We start from the raw sequence: 22059 nt of genomic DNA on the forward strand, positions 1-22059 counted from the left end.
CGGGCGTAGCGGGTGGTAACCTCTTGGGAAACTTGGAGGTAAGCACCTTGCGCTTCAAACAGCCACACCGGCCGGTTTGGATCAAAGCGATTTTCACAAATAAGCCCCCGGAATGACCCGGGGGTTTTTTGTTTCTATATTTTCCATTGAAAGGACTTTTTAGACAGCCCCTTCCATTGGTTAAGATGTATATTCTTCTTTTACTATGCTTGCACAGCGGGCGCACAGACCTGGATGTTCAAGGTCCTTTCCTGTTTCAGGCGTTACAATCCAGCAGCGCTCACATGTTCCGCCCTCGGCCGCCTCAACAGTAATCTTCATGTTGCTGAAGTGCTGCGCATGAGCCGGAGCCGAATTCAGATCTCCGCCAATTTCAAAGCCCGAGACAATGAAGAGCTGCTTTAAATCCTCTTCGACTGACCCAAGAAGCGCTGCCGTTTTATGGTCTGGATAAAGTGTGATCTTCGCAGTCAGTGACTTGCCAATGACCTTCTCACTTCTGGCGTTTTCAAGAGCTTTTAGAACATCGTCGCGAAGCGTCATAAAGGCATCCCATTTTTCCTCAAGCACTTCAGCATTTTCGATCTCCATGCTTTCCGGCATATCCGTCAGCTGTACACTCTTTGCCGCTTCGGAGTCAATATGCTCCCAGACTTCATCTGCTGTGTGAGGGAGGATAGGCGCCGTAAGCTTTGTAAGTGCGAGCAGAGTTTGATGAAGGACCGTTTGGATGGCACGGCGGTCCGGGTGATCTTTCCCTTCAATGTATAGAACATCCTTTGCAAAATCAAGGTAAAAGGAGCTCAATTCAATCGTAAAGAAGTTATGAACTGCATGATAGATCACGGCAAATTCATACTCTTCATACGCTTTTTTCACTTTATCAATGAGCTTGTTAAGCTTTACGAGCATGTAGCGGTCAACATCCCGCAGATTTTCCCAGTCTGCTGCGTCTGCCGGAGTAAAATCGGCAAGGTTTCCAAGAAGGAAGCGGAACGTGTTCCGGATTTTCCGGTATACTTCAGCGACCTGCTTAAGAATAGCGTCGGATACCCGTACATCTGCCTGATAGTCCACGGAAGCGACCCATAAGCGGAGAATGTCCCCACCGAGCTGGTTCATTACTTTGGAAGGCAAGACAACGTTTCCGATCGATTTACTCATTTTTCTGCCCTGGCCGTCCAGTGCAAACCCATGGCTAAGCACCCCTTTATAAGGCGCTTTGCCTGTTACAGCTACAGATGTGGACAAGGAGGAGTTAAACCAGCCTCTATACTGATCCGAGCCCTCCAGATAAAGATCAGCCGGCCGCTTGAGATCTTCACGCTCATGAAGAACTGCCTGGTGGGAAGAACCCGAATCAAACCAGACGTCCATTATATCCATCTCGCGGGAGAACGTGCCGTTCGGGCTTCCTTTATGTGTGAATCCCTCAGGCAGAAGATTTTTTGTTTCACGCTCAAACCACACGTTGGAGCCGTGTTTCCGGAATAGACCGGATACGTGGCTGATTGTTTCATCTGTAATGATCGGCTCGCCATTCTCTGCATAAAAAACAGGAATCGGAACTCCCCAGGCGCGCTGTCTGGAAATACACCAGTCTCCGCGGTCTCTAACCATATTAAACAGCCTGGTTTCTCCCCAAGCAGGGACCCATTTTGTTTCTTTAACAGCTTCCAGCAATTCAGACCGGAAATCTTTAATGGATGCAAACCATTGGGCCGTTGCTCTGAAGATGGTTGGCTTCTTTGTTCTCCAGTCATGCGGATAGGAGTGGGTGATAAAGGAAAGCTTCAAAAGCGCCCCGTTTTCCTGAAGCTTTTCGGTGATGGGTTTGTTCGCTTCATCGTAAAAAAGCCCTTCAAACCCGGGAGCTTCCTCGGTCATTACTCCTTTTTCATTGACTGGGCAAAGCACATCAAGGCCATACTCTTTCCCGACTAAAAAGTCATCTTCCCCGTGGCCAGGCGCCGTGTGAACGCAGCCAGTACCGGCATCTGTCGTAACATGCCCGCCAAGGACGACGAGTGATTCTCTTTCATAGAGCGGATGTTTCGCAGCTATCCGGTCCATTTCCTTCCCTTTCAGGGTTCTGACGGTTTCGAAGTCCTGCCATTCAAGCTCTTTCGCTACGGAGGCAAGCAGCTCTGTGGCAACTACATATTTCGCGTCATTTGCCCGCACGACGGTGTATTCAAGATCTGGATGCACAGCAATTCCAAGGTTCGCTGGAATGGTCCATGGAGTTGTGGTCCAGATGACAATTTTTTCATCCTCCTCCAAAACACCTTTTCCATCTGCTACGTCAAACGCAACGTAAATAGAGGGAGATTTTTTATCCTGATACTCAATTTCAGCTTCTGCAAGGGCTGACTCACTTGAAGGAGACCAGTAAACAGGCTTTAAACCTTTATAAATATACCCCTTTTTAGCCATTTCTCCGAAAACAAGAATTTGCTGCGCTTCATATTCAGGTTTCATCGTGACATAAGGGTGATCCCAGTCTCCTCTTACCCCCAGACGTTTAAACTGCTCGCGCTGGCTTTCAATTTGAGTCCAGGCGTATTCTTCGCAAAGCTTTCGGAAATCTGCTACAGACATTTCCTTGCGGTTCACTTTTTTGTTTTTAGTCAAAGCCGTTTCTATCGGAAGACCATGTGTATCCCAGCCCGGGACATAAGGGGCGTTATAGCCGCTCATCGATTTGTAGCGGACGATAAAATCCTTTAGAATTTTATTAAGTGCATGACCCATATGGATATCACCGTTGGCATAGGGAGGGCCATCATGCAGAATAAATAGAGGACGGTCCTTCGTATGCTCCTGAACCATTTTGTAGATGTTCATTTCTTCCCATTTTTCCTGCATTTCCGGTTCTCGCTTTGGCAGATTGCCGCGCATAGGGAACTCCGTTTTTGGCATAAGCAGCGTATTTTTATAATCCATTCCGTTTCCTCCTAAAATAAAATACAAAAAAGCCTTCTCATCCCTGTGGAAAGGGACGAGAAGGCTTGCTTCACGCGGTACCACCCTTATAGACACGCAAAAAACGCATCCGCTTAAGCATTCGTATCGGGAATGATGCGCCTTCCCTACTCAGTTTTTCAGGAAGGAACTCAAGGGTGATGTTCGTCTGAAAACTTTACCCGGGCTCCCACCGCCCCCGGTTCGCTGAATAAAGGCTCCATTCAGATTACTATCCCTGTCATCGTCGGTTCATATTTCGATTGTGCTCAAATTATATGCGAATATCCGGCAAAAAGTCAAGGACGGTATTTTGCTTCTTCATCCTCGCCGGCATAAACAGCTTCCACTTCGTATTCGAGCAGATGATCCCAATCATCATTCTTTAAAAGATCAAGCTGTGCTTCAATCAGCATCTGGAAACGGGTGCGGAATACTTTAGACTGTTTTTTAAGCTCTTCGATATCCATGGCAATTCTGCGGGATTTCGAAAGGGATTCATTAATGATGCGGTCGGCATTTTTTTCGGCTTCCTTTATGATCAGCTTAGCTTCCTTTTGAGCATTGCGCTTTACTTCTTCAGCCGTTTCCTGTGCAATCAGAATGGATTTATTCAAGGTTTCCTCAATGACCGTATAGTGGCTCAGCTTTTCTTCCATATCTGCAACGCGTGCTTCAGACTCTTTCTTGTCACGGATGACCATTTCATAATCTTTAATAATCTGATCCAGAAACTCATTTACTTCGTCTTCATCATAACCGCGGAACCCTTTATTAAATTCCTTATTATGAATATCAAGCGGTGTTAAAGGCACTATAGGCCACCTCCATATGTATCGGTATACGTCCCTGCATACCATTATAATTCATTATTCGTGAATTTTGGGGCAAAACCTCCAAATTTCACGATTATTTTTGCCGCCCATAGTGCATTCTGATCTTGTCTTTTTTCGTCCGGCCAAGAATTTCTGTGATTTTGCTTCTGCCATACCCTCTTACAGAAATTGTGTCCCCTTCCTGACACTCCATTGCCCCCTGCTCTGCTGTGCGCCAGTTTACCTTAATATGCCCTGCCTGCAAAAGGGGCTGAACCTTTTGCCGCGAAAGTCCATAAATCGCAGCGGCTACTGCATCAAGGCGGAGAGAACTGACAGTCGCCGATGCCTCATTCCAGCTCTCCGTCACGGCAATGGCATTAGAGAAGCTGATTTTTTTCAGCTCCACTTTAGATTTCCCAATTTCAGTTAGCTGAAGCCTCAGGAAATCATCCATTTCCTTTGCCGCCACAAGCTGAATGACTTCGTTTTCCATCAATATATCTCCGTATTTGGAACGCTTAAGTCCAATGGACATTAACGCTCCAAGCACTTGAGGGTGTTCAAGGGCTACAAATTTTGCAGGGTAGCTGATTTCGTATAGGATCAGATCAAAGTCTTCTTTCCCGGGTTTCATGTAATCAGGATGAATAAGAGCTCTTTTTCTCTCTGCTCCAGGGGCGCCGCCGTCGAAAGCTGCTTTAGTCTCCATTTGATCGCCTACAATTGACTGTACGATTTCCTGCTCCCTGGGGTCCAAAAAGTCCGTAAGTTTCGCACTGTAAGAGCTTTGGACGAAATCCTTCCAGCCCATTACTTTTTCAACAAAATCCCGCTCATCTTCTCTGAAATGCTGAAATAAATCTGTCATGTTATCACCGTTTCTATATAATGGGTGCTTCGTTCACGTTTTACCTAAGGCGTAAAAGTAAAAACACGGATACTCAGCTATCAAGTGCATTCACTTAAACTGGTGCCGTGTTTTCTCTGCACACATAGAAAAAGGGACTTTTTCGTCCCTTTAAATCAGCTGATCATATTGTATAAAGACCATAGACCGCCTTGTGCAAGATTCAGAACAAGGATGGCTACAATTGGAGAAAAGTCGATCATTCCGAAAGATGGAATGATTCTACGGAAAGGCTCTAAAAACGGTTCGCAGATTGAAGCGAGAATTTCTCCAAATTTAGTTTCTCTCGCGTTCGGAAACCAGGACATCAGAATGTAAATGATGATGGCGTACGAATAAAACCGCAGCAAATACCCTAATACTGTAAAAACAATGCTCATTGTCCATTACCACCTTTGAGGTTCATCTTCAACTGCCAGTTCAGAGATTGTGCCCGATACATCTACGTTATCAGGCGTACAAAGGAAGATATTCAGCCCTACCTTCTGTATATCTCCGCCTATCGCATAAACTGTTCCACTCAGAAAATCGACGATTCGTTTCGCCTGATCATGCTGGATGCGCTGAAGATTCACGACGATTGCCCGGCGGTTTTTCAGCTGATCTGCAATATCCTGAGCTTCCGAATAAGCGCGGGGCTCGCATAAAACTACTTTAGAGGATTTTTGCACACTTTGCAAACTAACGACATTTTGTTTGCCTTCTTTTTTTGCTGCCGGCTGCTCGGCAGATCCATATTCCTCTTCAAATGTTTGTTCTTCCTGGTACTCGTAATCCTCTTCATCCAGCACAAAAAAATTCTTAAAGCGGTTTTTAATACTCATGTTTACACCTCCTGGTTTATCCTACAAGGGAAGAGCCGATTCGAATAAACGTAGCTCCCTCTTCGATCGCAACTGTATAATCATTTGACATCCCCATTGAAAGATCATCACAAGGGGCGTGGCTCAATTCCATAGCCTTCACTTTGTCCCTAAGCTGCCTTAAAGATTGGAAGGTCTGCCGGATGAGCCCTTTGTCATCCGTGTTTGGCGCCATGGTCATGAGTCCTGAAATCAGGATATTCGGATATTCCCTGCACGCCTCGATGAAGGGGATGGTTTCGTCCGGAGACAATCCATGTTTGGATTCCTCGCCAGAAGTGTTTACCTGCACAAAGCATTTAACGGGAGCGTCTGCCCGTTTATCAATTTCTTTTGCAAGTGAGAGCCTGTCCAGTGAATGTATGTAATCGATCTTATCAATAACATTTTTCACTTTTCTCGTTTGAAGAGAGCCGATAAAATGCCAAACCGCCCGGTCCCCAATACGGTCAAATTTGCCGGAGAGACCTTCATCCCTGTTCTCTCCGAGATGAAGAATTCCCGCTTCAACCGCTTCCTCTGCCCGGTCTGCTGTCACATACTTGGTTACTGCCACTACATGGACATCTTTACGGTTCCTGCCTGACCGCCTGCAGGCTGCTTCAATATTCCCAATGATTGCAGTCAGATTTTGTTTTACTTCCAATCAGGAATCCTCCTCTTTTAAACCTATAAAACCGATCATTCGGCCCGTTCGGCCGGCATCTCTTCTATGGGAGAAGAATAAATCCTTTTCGCAGCAGGTGCACAGTCCGGAGACGGAAATCTGGTTATCGGAAAGACCTGCTTTTTTCAGCAAAGCTGCATTTAGTTTTTTTAAATCCAGACGGTATTGACCCGGCTCTGTTTCTACCCAGGGAAGCTCTTCATGGTGATTAAACAGTTTGTTCACTTTTGAAATGACACTGTCGTCGACTTTATAGCAGCATGGGCCGATTGAAGGACCAATCGCGGCATGAATATTTTCAAGAGAAGCACCCTCTGCTTCAAGCCAGGCAGCAATCATTTCACCGCCAATATTTAACACGCTTCCTTTCCATCCTGCATGGGCAATTCCGATGAGTTTCGCCTTTTTTTCATAAAAAAAGATTGGTACACAGTCTGCATATGCAAGGGCTAGGACAAGACCAGTCTGATTTGTGTAAAGTCCATCTGCTTCCAGTATCGCCTGATCGTAATGAAAGGCACCGCTTCCTCTTTCCTTTTGACCGGCTTTGACTATTCTTTTTCCATGAACCTGGTCTGCAAACACCCAGTTTTCCAGAGATATGCCTGCCTCAGCGGCGCATAACCTCCGGTTCGCCACGACGTCCTCCCGAACATCCTGGACATGGAGGCCCATATTTAAAGATGCATATGGATCCTTGCTGGTCCCTCCATCTTTCACCGTAAAACCTGCCAGGATGGAGGAGTCCACTCCTGTAAAACGGTTCAGGCTCAAAAATGTATCCCGGTCACTTGAAAACAGCTCAGAACTCATACCGATCTCCTTTTCGACAAAAATCCTATGATGAATGCCTTTATTTTACCACATCTTTCCCTTGATGTTCATAAATAAAGGGCAAATTTAATCATTTATAAGCCTCTGATTCTTTCTAATCCTGGGAAGCTTCTTTTGAAGCTACGCGGACCAAAATGACGTCTTCTCCAATCTTTACTATGTTTCGCCACGGGATGACAAATTCCTCTTCCCGCCCGAAAAATCCAAGCATTTTCCCCGGGCCTGAGATGATGATCGCCTGGATTTTTCCTGTCGTCACATTAATGTCGAAATCCCCGATGCTTCCAAGCTTTTTTCCATCAGAAACGTTGACAATATCCTTAGTCTGGAACTCGGAAATATTCATCATGCACTCCATCTCTCCTTAACAAATCTCTTATTAACCAATGTATGACCGGTTTGGTTCAGTATTCTAAATACCGGTACGCGCGGCGCCAATTTCCTCAGCAAAACCCTGGCCCGTAAAATATCTTCAGCAAAAAAGGAACCTCGCCGTTTCCGGCTCAGTTCCTATGGCTTGTCCCTATTGCTGGATGTTCTTGTTCATTTGCTTTATAGCAGCCTTCTCAAGCCTTGATACCTGGGCCTGTGATATTCCAATTTCGTCTGCCACTTCCATCTGGGTCTTTCCTTGAAAGAAACGCTTCCTGAGGATAAGCTTTTCCCTGTCATTCAGCCGTCTCATTCCTTCTTTTAAAGCAAGCTCTTCAATCCACTGAATATCTCTGTTGCGTTCATCGCTGAGCTGATCCATAACGTAAATCGGGTCTCCGCCATCATTGTAGATCGGCTCAAACAGGGATACAGGATCCTGTATGGCATCCAGGGCAAATACGATCTCTTCATGAGGAACTTCAAGGACTTTTGCAATTTCTTCTGCAGAAGGTTCTCTTGATGTCTGAGTCATCAGCTTTTCCCTTACTTGAAGGGCTTTATACGCGATGTCTCTTAAGGAACGGGAAACCCTTATCGGATTATTATCCCTCAAATACCTTCTAATCTCCCCGATGATCATAGGTACAGCGTATGTTGAAAATTTAACATTTTGTCCCAGGTCGAAGTTATCGATGGATTTCATAAGCCCGATGCAGCCGACTTGAAATAAATCATCGACAAACTCCCCACGGTTGTTGAAACGCTGGATGACACTCAGAACCAATCTGAGATTTCCATTTACGAGTTTTTCTCTTGCTGAGTTGTTCCCGCTCTGCATTTCTCTGAAGAGAATTCTCATTTCTTCATTTTTCAGCACGGGAAGTTTTGAGGTGTCTACTCCGCAAATTTCTACTTTATTTCGTGTCACATCTTTCCCTCCAGTCAGGAGCTGCTGTACAAAAAACAGTATTTCCTGCAGTTGGAAAAATATGCACATTGGAAACAGCTCATGACTGCACTTTTTGCTTTGGTCCAAATAAAAAAAGGGTTTGTCTCCCCTTTTATTTTTTCTGTTCTATTCGCCTGCCGGCAGCCGGCTGGTTATCCAAGGGCGGCTCTATACCTGTCTCTTCGCCTCGCCCGGCCTGCCCCAGCAGCTTCTGCTCCGATCAGCAGGTGCTGCAATAGTCATCACCCTGCTTGAATACAGGATGGCATATTAGAAAATCATACCATTTTGTTGAATTCCTTCCTTAATCGCTTAATAATCCTTTTCTCGAGCCGTGAAATGTATGATTGCGAAATTCCGAGCATGTCCGCTACATCTTTTTGCGTTTTCTCCTCTCCGCCCTGCAGTCCGAAACGGAGCTCCATAATTTGTTTTTCTCTTTCATTCAGCTGCTGAAGAGCCTTCAACAGCAATTTTTTGTCAACGTTTGCTTCCAGGTCCTTAGTAATAATATCATCATCCGTTCCAAGCACATCAGACAAAAGAAGCTCATTGCCGTCCCAATCAATATTCAAAGGTTCATCAAATGAAACTTCAGACCGTATTTTGTTGTTTCTTCTCAAATACATTAGTATTTCATTTTCAATACACCTGGAAGCATATGTAGCCAGCTTTATTTTTTTTTCTGGATTAAACGTATTGACCGCTTTAATCAGCCCGATTGTTCCTATGCTGATCAAGTCTTCAATATTTATTCCAGTATTTTCAAATTTTCTGGCAATGTAGACAACAAGCCTGAGATTCCGTTCAATTAAAATAGCTCTTGCCGCCTGATCCCCTTTCGGCAGTTTTTTCAAAAGAATCTCTTCTTCATCTTTATTAAGCGGGGGCGGCAGTGCCTCACTGCCTCCGATATAATAGATTTCATCCGTCTTTAAGCCGAGCTTGGTTAGGATTTTATACCACCAGTATGTCACTTTGAGCCTTAAGTTTTTCATTTTTCTCCCCCTTCTAATTTTAAAGGATGCGGGTAAATTAATAATAATTTGGTTATATTAGGACACATGTGCCGAGGCTGCCCCCTGAAGCATTTGCGGATGAACAATGCAGCTAAAGTCCCCATCGGCCGAAAGTTTGGATGAACTCAGCCCGATAATGGCTTTTTTCACGCTGATTTCTTCTTTTTCTGTATGAATTGTGATCGAATCCGGCTTCAGACCGATTAAGAATTGATTTTGCTGCCCTACGCCTCTGTAGGGGATAATCCGCATTCTTAAACCCCAGTGCTCGTCTAGCTCCGGCAGATTTTCAAGAATGTGTCCGGACATCACATGATCTGCCAGCTCTACCGGAATCTCATCTCTCAGCAGGGCCGTATCTGCAATCATGACAGGAGTCCGGGTGATGGGATCAAACAGCTGGTTCCCGCTGTCAATTAAACCTTTCATCGATAGAACGGAGTCGCCAAATACCGCTGTAACATTCACAATTTCATGATATTGAAGCTTTTTCACCTGAACATCCTTTCCGCGTCCGGATGAAAACAGCCACAGCAGCGGGAAACCGCAGATAACCAAAATCCAGGATACCGGGTCTCCAAATCCTGTCGTCTGTGTAACAAGTACACCGTTTGCAAGATAGCTGTCCTGCTGAAGAAAATAGTGCGTCCCGATCAGGCCTCCACCAATAGCAAACGTGACAAAATAAAACATAAGCATATTTTGCAGAAAATAGCTGATGCGGACAAAACCATAAGCTGTATAGACCATAGCAGCAGAAATGAGAACTTTTCCTCCGGGGCTGCTGAAAAACGGGCTCACTGGGGTAAACATGAATAAGATGATCGATGAACCAATCAAGCTTCCCAGCAAAAGCCGATACCACACTTTCGGCCTTTTCAAAAACACTGAGGTAAGCAGCAGCAAAAACAAGTCAAATAAAAAATTCAGCATCCATATGACATCTAGATAAACGGACAATGTTCAACCTACTTCCTTAACAGGCTAATGATTGTCTTATATGCAGGATATAGCCATAAGTATATAGAGATCGTCCTGTAAAGTCTGTCAATTCATGAAGGGGAAACCCGTGTTTTTTTCAGGGGTTTTGTCGGAACAAAACCCCTTCTATCCGGAGAGTTTCTCTTAACCGGAGCATAAAAAAAAGCCTGGCATCATCGATGTGCCAGGCTTAAACTCTATTTATCTTCTTCTGTTGCGGTTGCGCAGGAAGGTAGGTATATCCAGTGCATCGTCCGGCTGCTGCTGGCGGGGAGTTTCATTGTATGGTGCAGGTTCCTCGCGCTTTACCTCACGATCACGCTCGCGTTTCTGAGGCATAGCAGGCTTGTTAGGAGCAGGCTGAGCCGTTCCTCCGAAGCGAGGCTGTTTAGGAGGGTTAATCTCCTGCTCGCTGAAGCCGGTCGCAATGACAGTAACTACGATCTCATCCTTAAGGTTTTCATTAATTACAGAACCGAAAATCATATTCACTTCCTGATCGGAAGCAGAAGCAACGATATCCGCGGCTTCCTGAACTTCATAAAGACTTAAGTTGGCACCGCCCGTAATGTTCATCAAGACACCTTGAGCTCCATCTATGGATGTTTCAAGAAGCGGACTTGAGATAGCTTTTTTAGCAGCTTCAGCCGCTCTGCTTTCTCCAGTGGCAACACCAATTCCCATCAGGGCAGATCCACGGTTGGACATGATGGTTTTAACATCAGCAAAGTCAAGGTTGATCAGACCGGGTACTGCGATTAAATCCGAAATACCTTGTACACCTTGACGCAGTACGTTGTCTGCCTCTCTGAAGGCTTCAAGCATCGGTGTATTTTTATCAACAATTTCGAGAAGACGGTCATTTGGAATGACAATCAGCGTATCAACGGATTCTTTCATAGATGAAATTCCGCCTGAAGCCTGCATCGCACGCTTTCTTCCTTCAAAAGTGAACGGACGTGTTACAACTCCAACAGTTAATGCACCTAAATCTTTTGCAATTTGAGCTATGACAGGGGCTGCACCTGTACCTGTTCCTCCGCCCATTCCGGCTGTCACAAATACCATGTCAGCGCCTCGAAGCGCTTCTTCAATCTGCTCTTTGCTTTCTTCCGCTGCCTTTTTCCCGACTTCAGGGTTGGCACCTGCGCCAAGACCTCTCGTAAGCTTAGAGCCTATTTGCATTTTTACTTCTGCTTTTGATAGATTCAGTGCCTGTGCATCCGTGTTGACGGCAATGAATTCCACCCCTTGAACTCCATGCTCGATCATGCGGTTTACTGCGTTGTTCCCGCCTCCGCCTACACCTATTACTTTTATTGTTGCTAAACCGTCAATATTCGTTTCAAACTCCAACATGCATAATCCTCCTAATCCATCAATCACTTCTGGTTGATCGTTTTAATCAAAGAAGTAGCCGAAAAACTTTTTCACTTTGCTTTGCTTCTTATCTTCATTTGGCTGTTTAGGCTTGCTTGTCCGCTGAGGCTGTTCTTCTCTTACAGCTGCCGCCTGTTCAGTGTAAGCTTCCTGGGATACGTTGGAACCAATTCTTCTTCCCTGAATTTTAGCATTTTTGTAAGCAAATTGGATAAGCCCTACACCTGTCATATACCGCGGCTCTCTGACCCCTATATAATCAGGGCTTGCAATTCTCACACTGCTCTGTAGCATATCCTGTGCAAGCTCAAGCACTCCAGGCATGCTGACTGTGCCGCCGGTAAGCACGAAACCGCCCGGCATATCTCTGACTCCGAGACGTGCAAGCTCATGCTGCACCATTTCAAATAGCTCCTCGAGTCTTGCTTCAATGATATCAGAGATTTCCAGCTGGTTAAATTGCTGTTTTTGATCCGTACCAATTATCGATACTTCAAAAACCTCGTCCGGTGAAGCATGATCATAAAATGCATGCCCATGCTTTACCTTGATTCTCTCCGCCTCTTCAGTAGCGGTCCGTAAGCCAATGGACAAATCCTTAGTAAGATGCTCTCCCCCTATTGGAAGGACGGAAGATGACCGGAGATGACCCTGCTCAAAAAGAGCGATCGTTGTGGAGCCGCCGCCTATATCTATCATGGCAACTCCGAGATTTTTCTCATCCCGGGAAAGTGCTACAGAACCGGCAGCCAGCGGCTGGAGACAAATGTCTGTAATTTCAAGCCCCGCACGTTCCACACAGCGAAGCAAATTATGTAAGATTGTTTTGGAACCGGTAATGATTGTCCCTTCCATTTCAAGCCTTACCCCAAGCATTCCGCGGGGATCATTTATTTCATCCAGACCGTCGACAATAAACTGACGGGGTATGACATCAATAATTTCTCTTTCAGGAGGAATCGACATAACCTGTGCCGCTTCTATAACGCGGCGGACATCTTCATTGGCGATTTCCCTGTTTTCACTGGAAACCGCAACCACTCCATGACATTCCTGAAGATGTACATGGTTTCCGGCAACCCCTACTACAACTCTTTTAAGTGGAATTCCTACCATGCGCTCCGCTTGTTCAACGGCTTTCTTAATAGAATGAACGGTTTCGTCTATATCTACGATCGAACCCTTTTTTAATCCTTCTGACTTGACGTTCCCAACACCTATTACGTTAAGAGCATCATCGGCCATTTCTCCGATGATTACTTTAACACTGGATGTACCGATGTCGAGACTCACGAAGATTTCACTGTTGTTCATTCTATGGCACCTCCTTCTCTCTCTACATTTCTATTCTATTATTTGATAAGCTGGATTACAATCTGGATCTTGGATTAGGGCACGATTTACGTGTGTAATCTGCCTTTTCATGCCAAAAACAGCAGAATCGCTCCTTTTCGGTTAGGCCAGAAATTCCGCTATAGGAATTTATTCGGCAAAAGAAGCATTTTTCCCTCTAGTTTACTCAACTTTTTTTACATTTTTCCTGGCTTCACTCCATTTAGCAATCAGAATTCTCCTGATAACCGCAATGTTTTGAAACAGCCTTACACCAAAGGCAAAGACCGCCACCAGATATAAGTCTACACCAAGATGTACACCCAGAAAAGCTAAAGCCGCTGCCAATAAAATGTTAAAAAAGAAGCCGGACACGAACACAAGCTCATCGTATATGTTTTGAAGCTGGGCGCGTATTCCCCCAAGCAGGGTATCCAAGGCAGCCAGGATCGCAATGGACAGGTAATTTGAGTACTCTGCAGGGATTTTAATTTCAGTGGTAAAACCAAGAGCAATCCCGAGGATCAGCCCAAGCACTGGCAGCCACATTAGTTAGTTCCCCCTTTAACGCCTTCATCATATGAAAGCTTGCCGCTGGGGATTTTCTTATCGCTTCCCGGAATCACGATATCAGATGAGGGATCCTCTGCTTCAAGCTTAATATTATCGATGGCGAACAAGTCATGAGTACCGGATGCTTTAACCCTGTCAGACAGCTTTTCTGCATCCTCCGCAATGATTCTGATTTCAATGGGAAGCGAATTTAATGAGTAGCCGTCCATTTTCGTCACTCCATTTATGTCACGGATTACGGTTGTGCCGGTAACCCTTATGCCATTGATGGAAATATACTTTGCATCGTACGTATTCAGTTCATTTAACAGTCTTCTCAGCAGGTCCGGTGAGACAGATAGAGTATTTTCCCCAATAAGCTCTTCATTAAACAGTGGTTTCAGGTGAAGCGCGAGCCCTTCTCCTTTTACTTCGGTTAAACCGGCTTGGATTTTGAGCTCCTGCAGCGTATTTTTCAAAGCAGCTTCACCCGCCGCCTCTTCCCCTGATTCATAGGTGCTTAAAAGCTCATCGTATTTTCTTATACCTGCCACCAGCTCCGTATGTTTTTTCTGTTCTTCCTTTAAATCTTCCCTGATTTCCCATAGGTCCCTTGTGTCTCGAATAACCGGCTCCTTTATCGATAGAAACTGAACGGACAGCATAAAACCGAAGAGACCCATGATCAGCGTGTAGCCCACTATCTTTTTCTGTCCTGACACATTCTTTACTCCTTACATCTATGAGCGATCAGGATGCACGTTCACCCTGAAGCATAGGTTTCATTGTAATCTCACTTTTCTTTTCAGATTTTACGACGATATTGTCGAAGACGAGCTGATCAGATATTCCGCCTGAAATAGTAAAGGCAGCAAGCATCGTATCCGGGTCCCCTATCGCAGATATGACGAACGGAGCTGGGAACTGATTTCCATCCACTGTCACAACCGGGCCGTTGCAGTAAATATAGGAGTCTGCAGAAATTCGCTGCCCGTTGATTGAGACAGCAGAAGCACCGGAAATTAAAAGTTCATTGATTACTTTAAAGATGTGGCTTTCGTGAACAATATAATTATTGGCATTTTCATCGGCAGGTACGTAAGAAGAGTCTTCGAGGGTAATCTGAACCCCCTCCCCTTTCACGCCAATTTCACCGACATACATTCTAAGCTCTTCAATTTCTTCCACCATGACGCTTGAAGCCTGCTTGTCTTTCTTTAGGTTTTCTTCAAGCTTTTGTACGCTTTGCTGTTTTTTATGCAGCTCTTCCCCAAGCTCAAGATTCTTTTCTTCCTGTTCCACGAGAAGCTGCCTTGATTCATATTCTTTATTCCACTTTTCTGCTGAAATGCTTCCCTTGCTTCCTTCATTCGTAAGCTGGTAGGAGAACGCAATCAAATATCCCAGGACAAGCATAACCATGGAGAGCAGAATATACTTACCCTTGAACTTCATCTGTCTCTTCTCCCTGTTTTGTTTTTCCGCTGTTTTCTTCAGGCTTGTCAAAGGATTCAAAATACGTGCCCACTTCCATATGAATGATCCCTTTTGAACCTGGCTTCAGCTGAGACACAATTGAAGGATAATCCTTAATCTTTTCTGCTATGTTCCTCACGGAGCCGCTGATGATAAACCCTTCGTTCATATACAATGTGATATGCCAGGAATCATTCTTCTCAGGTGTATGGTAAATCTCTGAAATGGAGGCGGTGATTGGCTTCGGAATTTTCAGAAGAGCGGTTGCCATTTCCTGAAGGTGTTCAGCGTCGTTCCAATTGATCAATATTGGAGCATCAGCAGGCAGCGACTGTGCGTCCGATTTTATTACCACTCCGTTTTCAAGTATCGGCAGATAGCTTCCATTTTTTTCAGCATAAGCCACCCGCCTATACTCTTCGACTTGAAGAGTGACTTTATTGGGGAAAGTCTTTAAAACTTGTACAGATTTTATTTCTTTTAGTTTTTTTACATTTGCTATTGTCTTGTCTTCATTAAGATTCCAGAAGCCTGTCCCCTTCTCAACTCCGCTGGCTTTCAGGATTTCCTTTTCAATTGAGTGGGAATTTCCTGTTACTTCAAGGACCGCTATTTTACTGAGCGGAGACTGAAAATAAATAACAAGAAGAATCAAAATGAAAAACAGGCACAAAAACATAATGAGCCTTTTATTGGTTTTTTGCTTGCGCTGCTGTTTCAATTTGGGGATGCGGTCTTCGATCGAAACAATTTTTTCCTGTTCCATTCGATTATTCAAATTCCCAATCACCTTTCTGAACAAAAGCGGAAGGGAGTGCATAAAGCTTTAAGCGCCATCTGCAGCAAAGAACGGACGTGGTGCATAGGTCTGCAGCAGTGTTTGGGTTTTGCGGCGCTGCAGCGGTACGCAGACATGAGCCTTCCTTTTTCTTTTCCGCTGACATTCATTCTATAGTTTTCTACTGTAATTCAAAATTTATAATATAAACAAACGGCATCCAGGATGCCGTTTTACATTTTTCCTATATTAGTCATTATAGCACAATAGGCGGATTAATTAAGCTGTTTTATCAGGTTTCCGCCCGATAATTTCGACTTCTGTTTCAAGCTCCACTCCATATTGTTCAAAAATGGTTTTTTTAATAAATGCAATCAGATTCAATACATCTGCAGCCGTTGCACCGCCTGCATTCACAATAAAGTTCCCGTGCATATCCGAGACTTGCGCTCCGCCTATCCTATGACCTTTCAGCCCTGCTTTTTCTACCAGTGCCCCTGCATATTCAGGCAGCGGGTTCCTGAATATGCTCCCTGCACATGGATAATTCCAGGGCTGGGTTTCTCTCCGGTAATCTTTATTTTTCTGCATGATTTTCACAATGGATTCCTTTTCGCCAGCTTCCAATTGAAGGACAGCTTCCAGGCAAATTCCGGGTCGCTTATTTTGAAGAATTGAAGTGCGGTAGGAGAACTGCAGGTCTTCTTTTGTAAGCCAGGCAATGGTGCCATCTTCAAACAAGATGCGGGCTTTCAGCAGTATTTTGCTCATATCCGAGCCGTGCGCTCCTGCATTCATGTAGACTGCCCCGCCTATAGAACCGGGGATGCCGCTTGCAAATTCAAGTCCTGAAAAACCTTTTTTGCTGATAATAGTAGCAAGCTTAATCACAGAATAACCGCCGCCAACCGTCAGTATGTCACCGTCCAGCTCCATATGGTCCAGGCCATCGGAAAGCTTGATTACCACTCCTTCAATTCCCTCATCTGAAACGAGAAGATTGGAGCCTCTGCCGATTGCCCGCCACTTGATCTTGTATTTCTTAACAATCTGGATGATGGTTTCAATGCTCTCAACCCCATCAGGCTGTACAAGACAATCCGCCGGTCCGCCTATTTTCATCGTAGTATGCTTGGATAATGGTTCATTGACCAGTATTTTGCCAACTTTTGCCTCTTCTAACTCTCTGATGACGTTCTCCATTATGCCCTCCTGTAAAACAATCATTAATTTTTGCTGCCTGATACTTCTTCCAGCACCTCTGCGAGCCGGGCCGCTGCATCGGGCATCCCGATTTCAGAGGAAGCAGTCCTCATATTCATTAGCTTTGCTTCATCCTTCATAATGCTGTCTATTTCGCTGAGAAGCGATTTCCCTGTTAAATCCTTTTCCAGCATCAAAACAGCAGCACCTTTATCACTTAGAGACCTCGCGTTGACTTCCTGATGGTTCGCTGTAACATACGGACTTGGAATAAGAATGCTTGGAAGCCCCAGCGCTGTGATTTCAGCTATGGATGTAGCGCCTGCTCTTCCAACGATCAAATCTGTTCCGGCCAGCACTTCCGGCATATTGTGGATGAATGGCTTGATAATTACATTTTCAGGAAATCCGAGTGTCTTTGCTTCTTCTGCGACTTGATTATAATGAACTTCACCTGTAACGTAAAGAATCTGGTAATCTTTTTTTTCTAAATCCGGAAGAACCTCTAGAATGGCCTTATTTATCGGCCTCGCTCCCCTGCTCCCGCCAAAAACGAGGACAGATTTTTTCCCGGGCTTTAACCCTGCAGACAATTTACCTTTTTCCCCGTTTACCCCTGCGACTTCAGAAGCACGCGGATTCCCTGTCATAACTGCCTTATTGCCTGGAAAATACCGTCTCGCTTCTTCAAAGCAAATCGCAACTTTATCTGCATATCTTGCTAAAAATTTGTTAGTCAGGCCCGGAAGACTGTTTTGCTCATGGATCACGCACGGAATCTTTAATTTTGCCGCTGCATATACAACAGGGCCGCAAACGTACCCTCCTGTTCCGATTACAGCATCCGGCTTAAATTCTTTTAAATATTTCCTGCTGGTCTGGACTCCCTTTAAAAACCTCATGACGGTCTTGGCGTTATCCAATGAAAGTTTCCTTTTGAAGCCTGTAATCTCAATGGCTTTAAAAGGGATCCCTTCTCTTTCCACAATTCCTTTTTCAAGGCCGTTCTCTGTTCCTATGTATAAAAATTCCGCCGAGGGATTTTTCTTTTTCATTTCTTTGATTAATGCCAGTGCCGGATAAATATGGCCTCCGGTTCCGCCTCCGCTGACAGCGATCTTCATTCCGTTTCCTCCTCGATGCCCTTTTTTATAAAAGCTTTCGTAAATTTGGCTGTTGACTGCAGCATCCGTTTGCCTATCCGAAGCAGCTGAGCAACTCCTGGCTCTCACTTGTCCCGCTGCTCTGAGCCCGAAGACTCGCGCATTCCGATCCATTCAGCAGATTTAAAAATCAACACCATGCTTTAATAAATCCATTTTTAAATGGGATGGGCTGGCACGGCAAGCTCAGGCACAGCTCTTCTGCGGAGTCTTCATCCTAAGCAGGGTCAGCCTCATCCGACAAATGGCCTGTTTGTTTAATATTTTGCATATCGGCTGATATTCAGCAATACCCCTATTCCCATCAGCATTAACGTCAGGGATGAGCCGCCATAGCTGAGAAAAGGAAGGGTGATACCGGTGACCGGCATAAGGCCTGTTACGACACCGATGTTGATCATAACCTGAATGGCCACCATTCCGATAACCCCTACTGCCAAAAAGGCACCGTACAGATCCGGTGCACCAAGCGCTATTCGAATACCCCTCCAAAGCATTAGGCAGAACAGAAGCAAAACAAGGGACCCTCCGATAAATCCGAGTTCTTCTGAAAGAATCGCGAAGATGAAGTCAGTTTGAGGTTCCGGCAAATAAAAGAACTTTTGCCTGCTTTGACCCAATCCCATTCCGAATAATCCGCCCGGCCCGATTGCATACAAAGACTGGATAATTTGAAATCCGCTTCCTAACGGGTCCTGCCACGGATCCATGAATGAAGTAATGCGCTTCATCCGATAGGGCGCAGATAAAACGAGGGCAGCGAATCCAGCCACACCAAGCAAGCCTAGCAGGCCAAAATGCCGAATCCTTGCTCCTGCTGTAAAAATCATCACAACAGACGTTCCAACCATCACTGTACCTGTTCCAAGGTCAGGCTGCAGCATAATCATTCCAAAAGCTATAAAAACAAGTCCCAGTGAGGGAACAAGGCCTTTTCTAAACGATGTAATCTTCTTTTGATGCTCAGAAAGGTATTTAGCTAAAAAAGCAATCATGGCAAATTTCATAAACTCCGATGGCTGAATGGAAAATGCCCCGACACCGATCCAGCTTCGAGAACCGTTGCGCTCCATCCCAATCCCCGGCACCAGTACCGCTATCAGAAGAACAAAACAGGCCAGCATCAAAACTTTAGCCCACGTTCTCCATGTCCAGTAATCTATGTTCATAATAAAAAACATGCCGATGACTCCAATGCCGGCAAATAACAGCTGTCTTTTCGCAAAGAAAAAGGAATCATCAAATTTATAGTCTGCCCAGATTGCACTGGCGCTGTAAACCATTATAAGGCCCACTGCCAGCAGCAGAAGCGTGACAATAATTAAAATAAAATCCGGAGTCGTTTTTTTCGCCGTCAAAGCCATACACCTCTATTTCGTCTAAAGGGTCAGGCTCCCGGCAGATGCCGCGGTACGAGCCCTCAATCTAGCTTATGCACGGCACTTGCAAACATGTCTCCTCTTTGTTCAAATGTCTTATACTGATCCCAGCTTGCACATGCGGGAGATAGCAGAATAATATCGCCTTCATTCGAAAGACCGTAAGCCGCGCCGGCTGCCTGTTCCACATTATCGACACGTTTGATCACTTCTATTCCGGCTTCTCTTGCTGTTCTTTCAAGCTTTGGAGCGGTTTCTCCAAAACTGATCAGCGCTTTTACATTCTTCATGGAAGGCTTTAATTCATCAAATTCATTTCCTCTGTCCAGCCCTCCGGCGAGAAGAATAACGGGCTGTTCAAAGGCATCAAGCGCTTTAGAGGTGGCCAGAATATTGGTTGCTTTTGAATCATTGTAAAACTTGCGTTCCCTTATGGTCCGCACGTGCTGAAGACGGTGCACAACTCCTGAAAATGATGTAAGAACGCTTATGATGGCCTCATTTGAGCATCCTCTCGTTTTGACAAGAGCGATTGCGGCCAGTATGTTTTCCAGGTTGTGTTTCCCCGGAAGAACAATGTCTTTTACATCAATGAGGCGTTCCGTCCCGTACCAAATCGCTTGATTGCGGATAAAGACCCCTTCTTCAAGCTCCTGTTTGACAGAAAAAAAGACTTTTTTGGCCCTCGTATTTTCAGAGAGTCTGCATACCTCCTGATCGTCTGCATTAATCACCGCGTGGTGATCAGGATTCAAATTCTCATAGATTTTGCCTTTCGCATCTGCATACGCTTCTCTTGTCCCGTGATAATCGAGATGGGCATCAAATAGGTTTAGGATAACAGCTGCAGCCGGCCTGAAGGTGTTGGTGCCCTGGAGCTGAAAAGATGAGAGCTCCATTACTATGACCTCTTCCTTTTGAGCATGTTCGGCTACTTCACAGGCTACCGTACCAATGTTGCCTGCGATGAGCGGCTTGAAGCCGCCTTTTTTCAGCATTTCATACACAATTGTCGTTGTGGTCGTTTTCCCGTTTGAACCCGTGATCCCAATGATATCTGCTTCAGATATAAGATAAGCGAGTTCTACCTCTGTAATAATCGGAATCCTTTTTTCAGCAGCCTGAACGAGCACTGGATTGGTATATGGAATACCCGGGTTTTTCACAACGATTTCAATCTTCTCATCCTCGAGCAGTGTTTGAGGATGACTGCCGCAAATTACTTTCATTCCCATATCATGAAGAATCTGCGCTGATTCATTCTCTTCATAGGGTTTCATATCATTTACCGTCACGTCAGCACCCAGCTTATGAAGGAGCTTTGCTGCTGCAAATCCGCTCTTGGCAAGCCCGAGTACGAGAACAGGTTTCCCTGCAAATGTTTGTATTGTCTTCACTTACATCCACACCTCAATATAAATTCCGATAACAGCAAAAATAAGTCCGGCTGTCCAGAATGTAACGACAACACGCCACTCTGACCAGCCTGATAACTCATAATGGTGATGGAGTGGACTCATTTTAAAAACTCTTTTACCGGTCGTTTTAAAGGAAATGACCTGAATGATGACCGACAGAGTTTCCAAAACGAAAATCCCTCCAATCAGGACAAGCAGAATTTCAAGCTTTGTCAAGATTGCCACCGTCACGATCGCGCCTCCCAGGGCAAGCGATCCGGTATCGCCCATAAATACTTTGGCTGGATGGGCATTAAACACAAGAAACCCAAGAACAGCCCCGGCCACTGCCACAGAAAAAATGGCAACATCAATCTGATTCTGATTCCAGGCAAGAATGGCAAACGCTCCAAACGCAATAGCAGCCGTTCCGGAAAGCAATCCATCCAAACCGTCTGTCAAATTGACCGCATTGGATCCTCCAACCAGCATAAAGACAATCAGCAGCACATAGGCCCAGCCGAGATCAAACGCAAATTCTGTGCCCGGCACACGGATTTCTGTTGAAAAATTGTATTGTCTGAAAACCAGGTAAAACACGATTGCAATCATAATCTGTCCGATAAGTTTTTGCTTAGAAGTCAGGCCCAGATTGCGCTTCATCACAACTTTTATAAAATCATCAAGGAATCCCAGCACTCCGTATCCAAATGTAACAAAAAGCAGCAAATACATTTCTACACTTGGCTGAGCAAATTTCCCCGTCATCACGAGGGTCGTTACAATAATAGAAAGAATAATCATGATACCGCCCATAGTAGGCGTTCCTGATTTTTTCATATGGGACTTCGGACCTTCATCCCGAATGCTTTGTCCAAATTTCAATCTTCTTAAAAACGGGATAAAGACAGGAGAAAGCAGAACGCTAATTAAAAACCCCATCAAAATGGTAAATAAAATAACTTGCTCAAGCACTGCGCCTTCCTCCTTCAAGCTCCATCCTTGTCTCTACGTGAACATCA

General features: G+C 45.0%; 22 protein-coding genes and 1 other annotated feature. All 22 genes read right to left on the bottom strand.

Translation table 11 applies throughout. The features are described 5' to 3' along the window. Nucleotides 1-180 precede the first annotated feature (180 nt). The 22 genes from ileS to mraY all read right to left on the bottom strand — a co-directional run bounded on the left by ileS (nucleotide 181) and on the right by mraY (nucleotide 22012). Nucleotides 181-2946, bottom strand: a complete 2766-nt coding sequence (gene ileS / locus ACQCV8_RS10300; protein ID WP_426844532.1) for an isoleucine--tRNA ligase — start codon at nucleotides 2944-2946, stop codon at nucleotides 181-183. Between the two features lie 48 nt (nucleotides 2947-2994). Then, nucleotides 2995-3218 (bottom strand) — a binding site (T-box leader). A gap of 45 nt (nucleotides 3219-3263) precedes the next feature. Next, the gene (locus ACQCV8_RS10305) at nucleotides 3264-3779 is read right to left on the bottom strand and encodes a DivIVA domain-containing protein (protein ID WP_426844533.1); all 516 of its coding nucleotides are present in this window, start codon (nucleotides 3777-3779) and stop codon (nucleotides 3264-3266) included. Nucleotides 3780-3873: 94 nt separating this feature from the next. Further along, nucleotides 3874-4650 carry an RNA-binding protein gene (locus ACQCV8_RS10310; RefSeq protein WP_426844534.1) on the bottom strand — a complete coding sequence of 259 codons (777 nt, stop codon included), beginning with the start codon at nucleotides 4648-4650 and terminating at the stop codon, nucleotides 3874-3876. Nucleotides 4651-4805: 155 nt separating this feature from the next. Next, nucleotides 4806-5069 (bottom strand): YggT family protein, encoded by a 264-nt coding sequence (locus tag ACQCV8_RS10315; protein ID WP_426844535.1) that lies wholly within the window; start codon nucleotides 5067-5069, stop codon nucleotides 4806-4808. A gap of 6 nt (nucleotides 5070-5075) precedes the next feature. Continuing rightward, nucleotides 5076-5513 carry a cell division protein SepF gene (locus ACQCV8_RS10320; RefSeq protein WP_426844536.1) on the bottom strand — a complete coding sequence of 146 codons (438 nt, stop codon included), beginning with the start codon at nucleotides 5511-5513 and terminating at the stop codon, nucleotides 5076-5078. Between the two features lie 16 nt (nucleotides 5514-5529). Next, the gene (locus tag ACQCV8_RS10325; RefSeq protein WP_426844537.1) at nucleotides 5530-6198 is read right to left on the bottom strand and encodes a YggS family pyridoxal phosphate-dependent enzyme; all 669 of its coding nucleotides are present in this window, start codon (nucleotides 6196-6198) and stop codon (nucleotides 5530-5532) included. Continuing rightward, nucleotides 6199-7032 (bottom strand): peptidoglycan editing factor PgeF, encoded by an 834-nt coding sequence (pgeF, locus tag ACQCV8_RS10330; protein ID WP_426844538.1) that lies wholly within the window; start codon nucleotides 7030-7032, stop codon nucleotides 6199-6201. A gap of 115 nt (nucleotides 7033-7147) precedes the next feature. Continuing rightward, nucleotides 7148-7402 (bottom strand): YlmC/YmxH family sporulation protein, encoded by a 255-nt coding sequence (locus ACQCV8_RS10335; RefSeq protein ID WP_426844539.1) that lies wholly within the window; start codon nucleotides 7400-7402, stop codon nucleotides 7148-7150. 174 nt (nucleotides 7403-7576) lie between these two features. Next, nucleotides 7577-8425, bottom strand: a complete 849-nt coding sequence (gene sigG, locus ACQCV8_RS10340) for an RNA polymerase sporulation sigma factor SigG (protein WP_426844540.1) — start codon at nucleotides 8423-8425, stop codon at nucleotides 7577-7579. Nucleotides 8426-8655: 230 nt separating this feature from the next. Then, entirely contained in the window at nucleotides 8656-9375 is a 720-nt protein-coding gene (sigE, locus tag ACQCV8_RS10345) for an RNA polymerase sporulation sigma factor SigE (RefSeq protein WP_426844541.1), read from the bottom strand. A gap of 57 nt (nucleotides 9376-9432) precedes the next feature. Continuing rightward, nucleotides 9433-10356 (bottom strand): sigma-E processing peptidase SpoIIGA, encoded by a 924-nt coding sequence (gene spoIIGA / locus ACQCV8_RS10350; protein WP_426844542.1) that lies wholly within the window; start codon nucleotides 10354-10356, stop codon nucleotides 9433-9435. A gap of 222 nt (nucleotides 10357-10578) precedes the next feature. Beyond that, complete coding sequence (gene ftsZ / locus ACQCV8_RS10355; protein WP_426844543.1) at nucleotides 10579-11736, bottom strand: cell division protein FtsZ; 1158 nt, start codon at nucleotides 11734-11736, stop codon at nucleotides 10579-10581. A 42-nt stretch (nucleotides 11737-11778) separates the two neighbouring features. After that, nucleotides 11779-13071, bottom strand: coding sequence for a cell division protein FtsA (ftsA, locus tag ACQCV8_RS10360; protein WP_426844544.1), 1293 nt, complete (start codon nucleotides 13069-13071; stop codon nucleotides 11779-11781). A gap of 201 nt (nucleotides 13072-13272) precedes the next feature. Then, nucleotides 13273-13638, bottom strand: a complete 366-nt coding sequence (locus tag ACQCV8_RS10365) for a small basic family protein (RefSeq protein ID WP_426844545.1) — start codon at nucleotides 13636-13638, stop codon at nucleotides 13273-13275. Next, nucleotides 13638-14363: a DUF881 domain-containing protein gene (locus ACQCV8_RS10370; protein ID WP_426844546.1), complete on the bottom strand. Its 726-nt coding sequence runs from the start codon at nucleotides 14361-14363 to the stop codon at nucleotides 13638-13640. The genes ACQCV8_RS10365 and ACQCV8_RS10370 overlap by 1 nt, the downstream gene beginning before the upstream one ends. 28 nt (nucleotides 14364-14391) lie before the next feature. Beyond that, on the bottom strand, nucleotides 14392-15096 hold the full coding sequence (locus ACQCV8_RS10375; protein ID WP_426844547.1) for a DUF881 domain-containing protein: 705 nt from the start codon (nucleotides 15094-15096) through the stop codon (nucleotides 14392-14394). Then, nucleotides 15080-15895, bottom strand: a complete 816-nt coding sequence (locus ACQCV8_RS10380) for a cell division protein FtsQ/DivIB (protein ID WP_426844548.1) — start codon at nucleotides 15893-15895, stop codon at nucleotides 15080-15082. The genes ACQCV8_RS10375 and ACQCV8_RS10380 overlap by 17 nt, the downstream gene beginning before the upstream one ends. A 279-nt stretch (nucleotides 15896-16174) precedes the next feature. Next, the gene (gene murB / locus ACQCV8_RS10385; protein ID WP_426844549.1) at nucleotides 16175-17098 is read right to left on the bottom strand and encodes a UDP-N-acetylmuramate dehydrogenase; all 924 of its coding nucleotides are present in this window, start codon (nucleotides 17096-17098) and stop codon (nucleotides 16175-16177) included. A gap of 23 nt (nucleotides 17099-17121) precedes the next feature. Further along, nucleotides 17122-18222 carry an undecaprenyldiphospho-muramoylpentapeptide beta-N-acetylglucosaminyltransferase gene (gene murG / locus ACQCV8_RS10390; RefSeq protein ID WP_426844550.1) on the bottom strand — a complete coding sequence of 367 codons (1101 nt, stop codon included), beginning with the start codon at nucleotides 18220-18222 and terminating at the stop codon, nucleotides 17122-17124. 296 nt (nucleotides 18223-18518) lie between these two features. Further along, complete coding sequence (gene spoVE, locus ACQCV8_RS10395) at nucleotides 18519-19619, bottom strand: stage V sporulation protein E (protein ID WP_426844551.1); 1101 nt, start codon at nucleotides 19617-19619, stop codon at nucleotides 18519-18521. Nucleotides 19620-19681: 62 nt separating this feature from the next. Further along, nucleotides 19682-21037 (bottom strand): UDP-N-acetylmuramoyl-L-alanine--D-glutamate ligase, encoded by a 1356-nt coding sequence (gene murD, locus ACQCV8_RS10400; RefSeq protein WP_426844552.1) that lies wholly within the window; start codon nucleotides 21035-21037, stop codon nucleotides 19682-19684. Continuing rightward, entirely contained in the window at nucleotides 21038-22012 is a 975-nt protein-coding gene (mraY, locus tag ACQCV8_RS10405; protein WP_426844553.1) for a phospho-N-acetylmuramoyl-pentapeptide-transferase, read from the bottom strand. Nucleotides 22013-22059 lie beyond the last annotated feature (47 nt).

The sequence above is a fragment of the Metabacillus sp. 84 genome (genome assembly GCF_050107715.1).
Lineage (GTDB): Bacteria > Bacillota > Bacilli > Bacillales > Bacillaceae > Metabacillus_B.

What these genes read in the sequence shown, in the direction of transcription:
- ileS (WP_426844532.1), bottom strand. Translation starts at nt 2,946, where the DNA reads ATGGATTATAAAAATACGCTGCTTATGCCAAAAACGGAGTTCCCTATG.
- ACQCV8_RS10310 (WP_426844534.1), bottom strand. Translation starts at nt 4,650, where the DNA reads ATGACAGATTTATTTCAGCATTTCAGAGAAGATGAGCGGGATTTTGTT.
- ACQCV8_RS10315 (WP_426844535.1), bottom strand. Translation starts at nt 5,069, where the DNA reads ATGAGCATTGTTTTTACAGTATTAGGGTATTTGCTGCGGTTTTATTCG.
- ACQCV8_RS10320 (WP_426844536.1), bottom strand. Translation starts at nt 5,513, where the DNA reads ATGAGTATTAAAAACCGCTTTAAGAATTTTTTTGTGCTGGATGAAGAG.
- pgeF (WP_426844538.1), bottom strand. Translation starts at nt 7,032, where the DNA reads ATGAGTTCTGAGCTGTTTTCAAGTGACCGGGATACATTTTTGAGCCTG.
- ACQCV8_RS10335 (WP_426844539.1), bottom strand. Translation starts at nt 7,402, where the DNA reads ATGATGAATATTTCCGAGTTCCAGACTAAGGATATTGTCAACGTTTCT.
- sigG (WP_426844540.1), bottom strand. Translation starts at nt 8,425, where the DNA reads ATGTGCATATTTTTCCAACTGCAGGAAATACTGTTTTTTGTACAGCAG.
- sigE (WP_426844541.1), bottom strand. Translation starts at nt 9,375, where the DNA reads ATGAAAAACTTAAGGCTCAAAGTGACATACTGGTGGTATAAAATCCTA.
- ftsZ (WP_426844543.1), bottom strand. Translation starts at nt 11,736, where the DNA reads ATGTTGGAGTTTGAAACGAATATTGACGGTTTAGCAACAATAAAAGTA.
- ftsA (WP_426844544.1), bottom strand. Translation starts at nt 13,071, where the DNA reads ATGAACAACAGTGAAATCTTCGTGAGTCTCGACATCGGTACATCCAGT.
- ACQCV8_RS10365 (WP_426844545.1), bottom strand. Translation starts at nt 13,638, where the DNA reads ATGTGGCTGCCAGTGCTTGGGCTGATCCTCGGGATTGCTCTTGGTTTT.
- ACQCV8_RS10375 (WP_426844547.1), bottom strand. Translation starts at nt 15,096, where the DNA reads ATGAAGTTCAAGGGTAAGTATATTCTGCTCTCCATGGTTATGCTTGTC.
- murB (WP_426844549.1), bottom strand. Translation starts at nt 17,098, where the DNA reads ATGGAGAACGTCATCAGAGAGTTAGAAGAGGCAAAAGTTGGCAAAATA.
- murG (WP_426844550.1), bottom strand. Translation starts at nt 18,222, where the DNA reads ATGAAGATCGCTGTCAGCGGAGGCGGAACCGGAGGCCATATTTATCCG.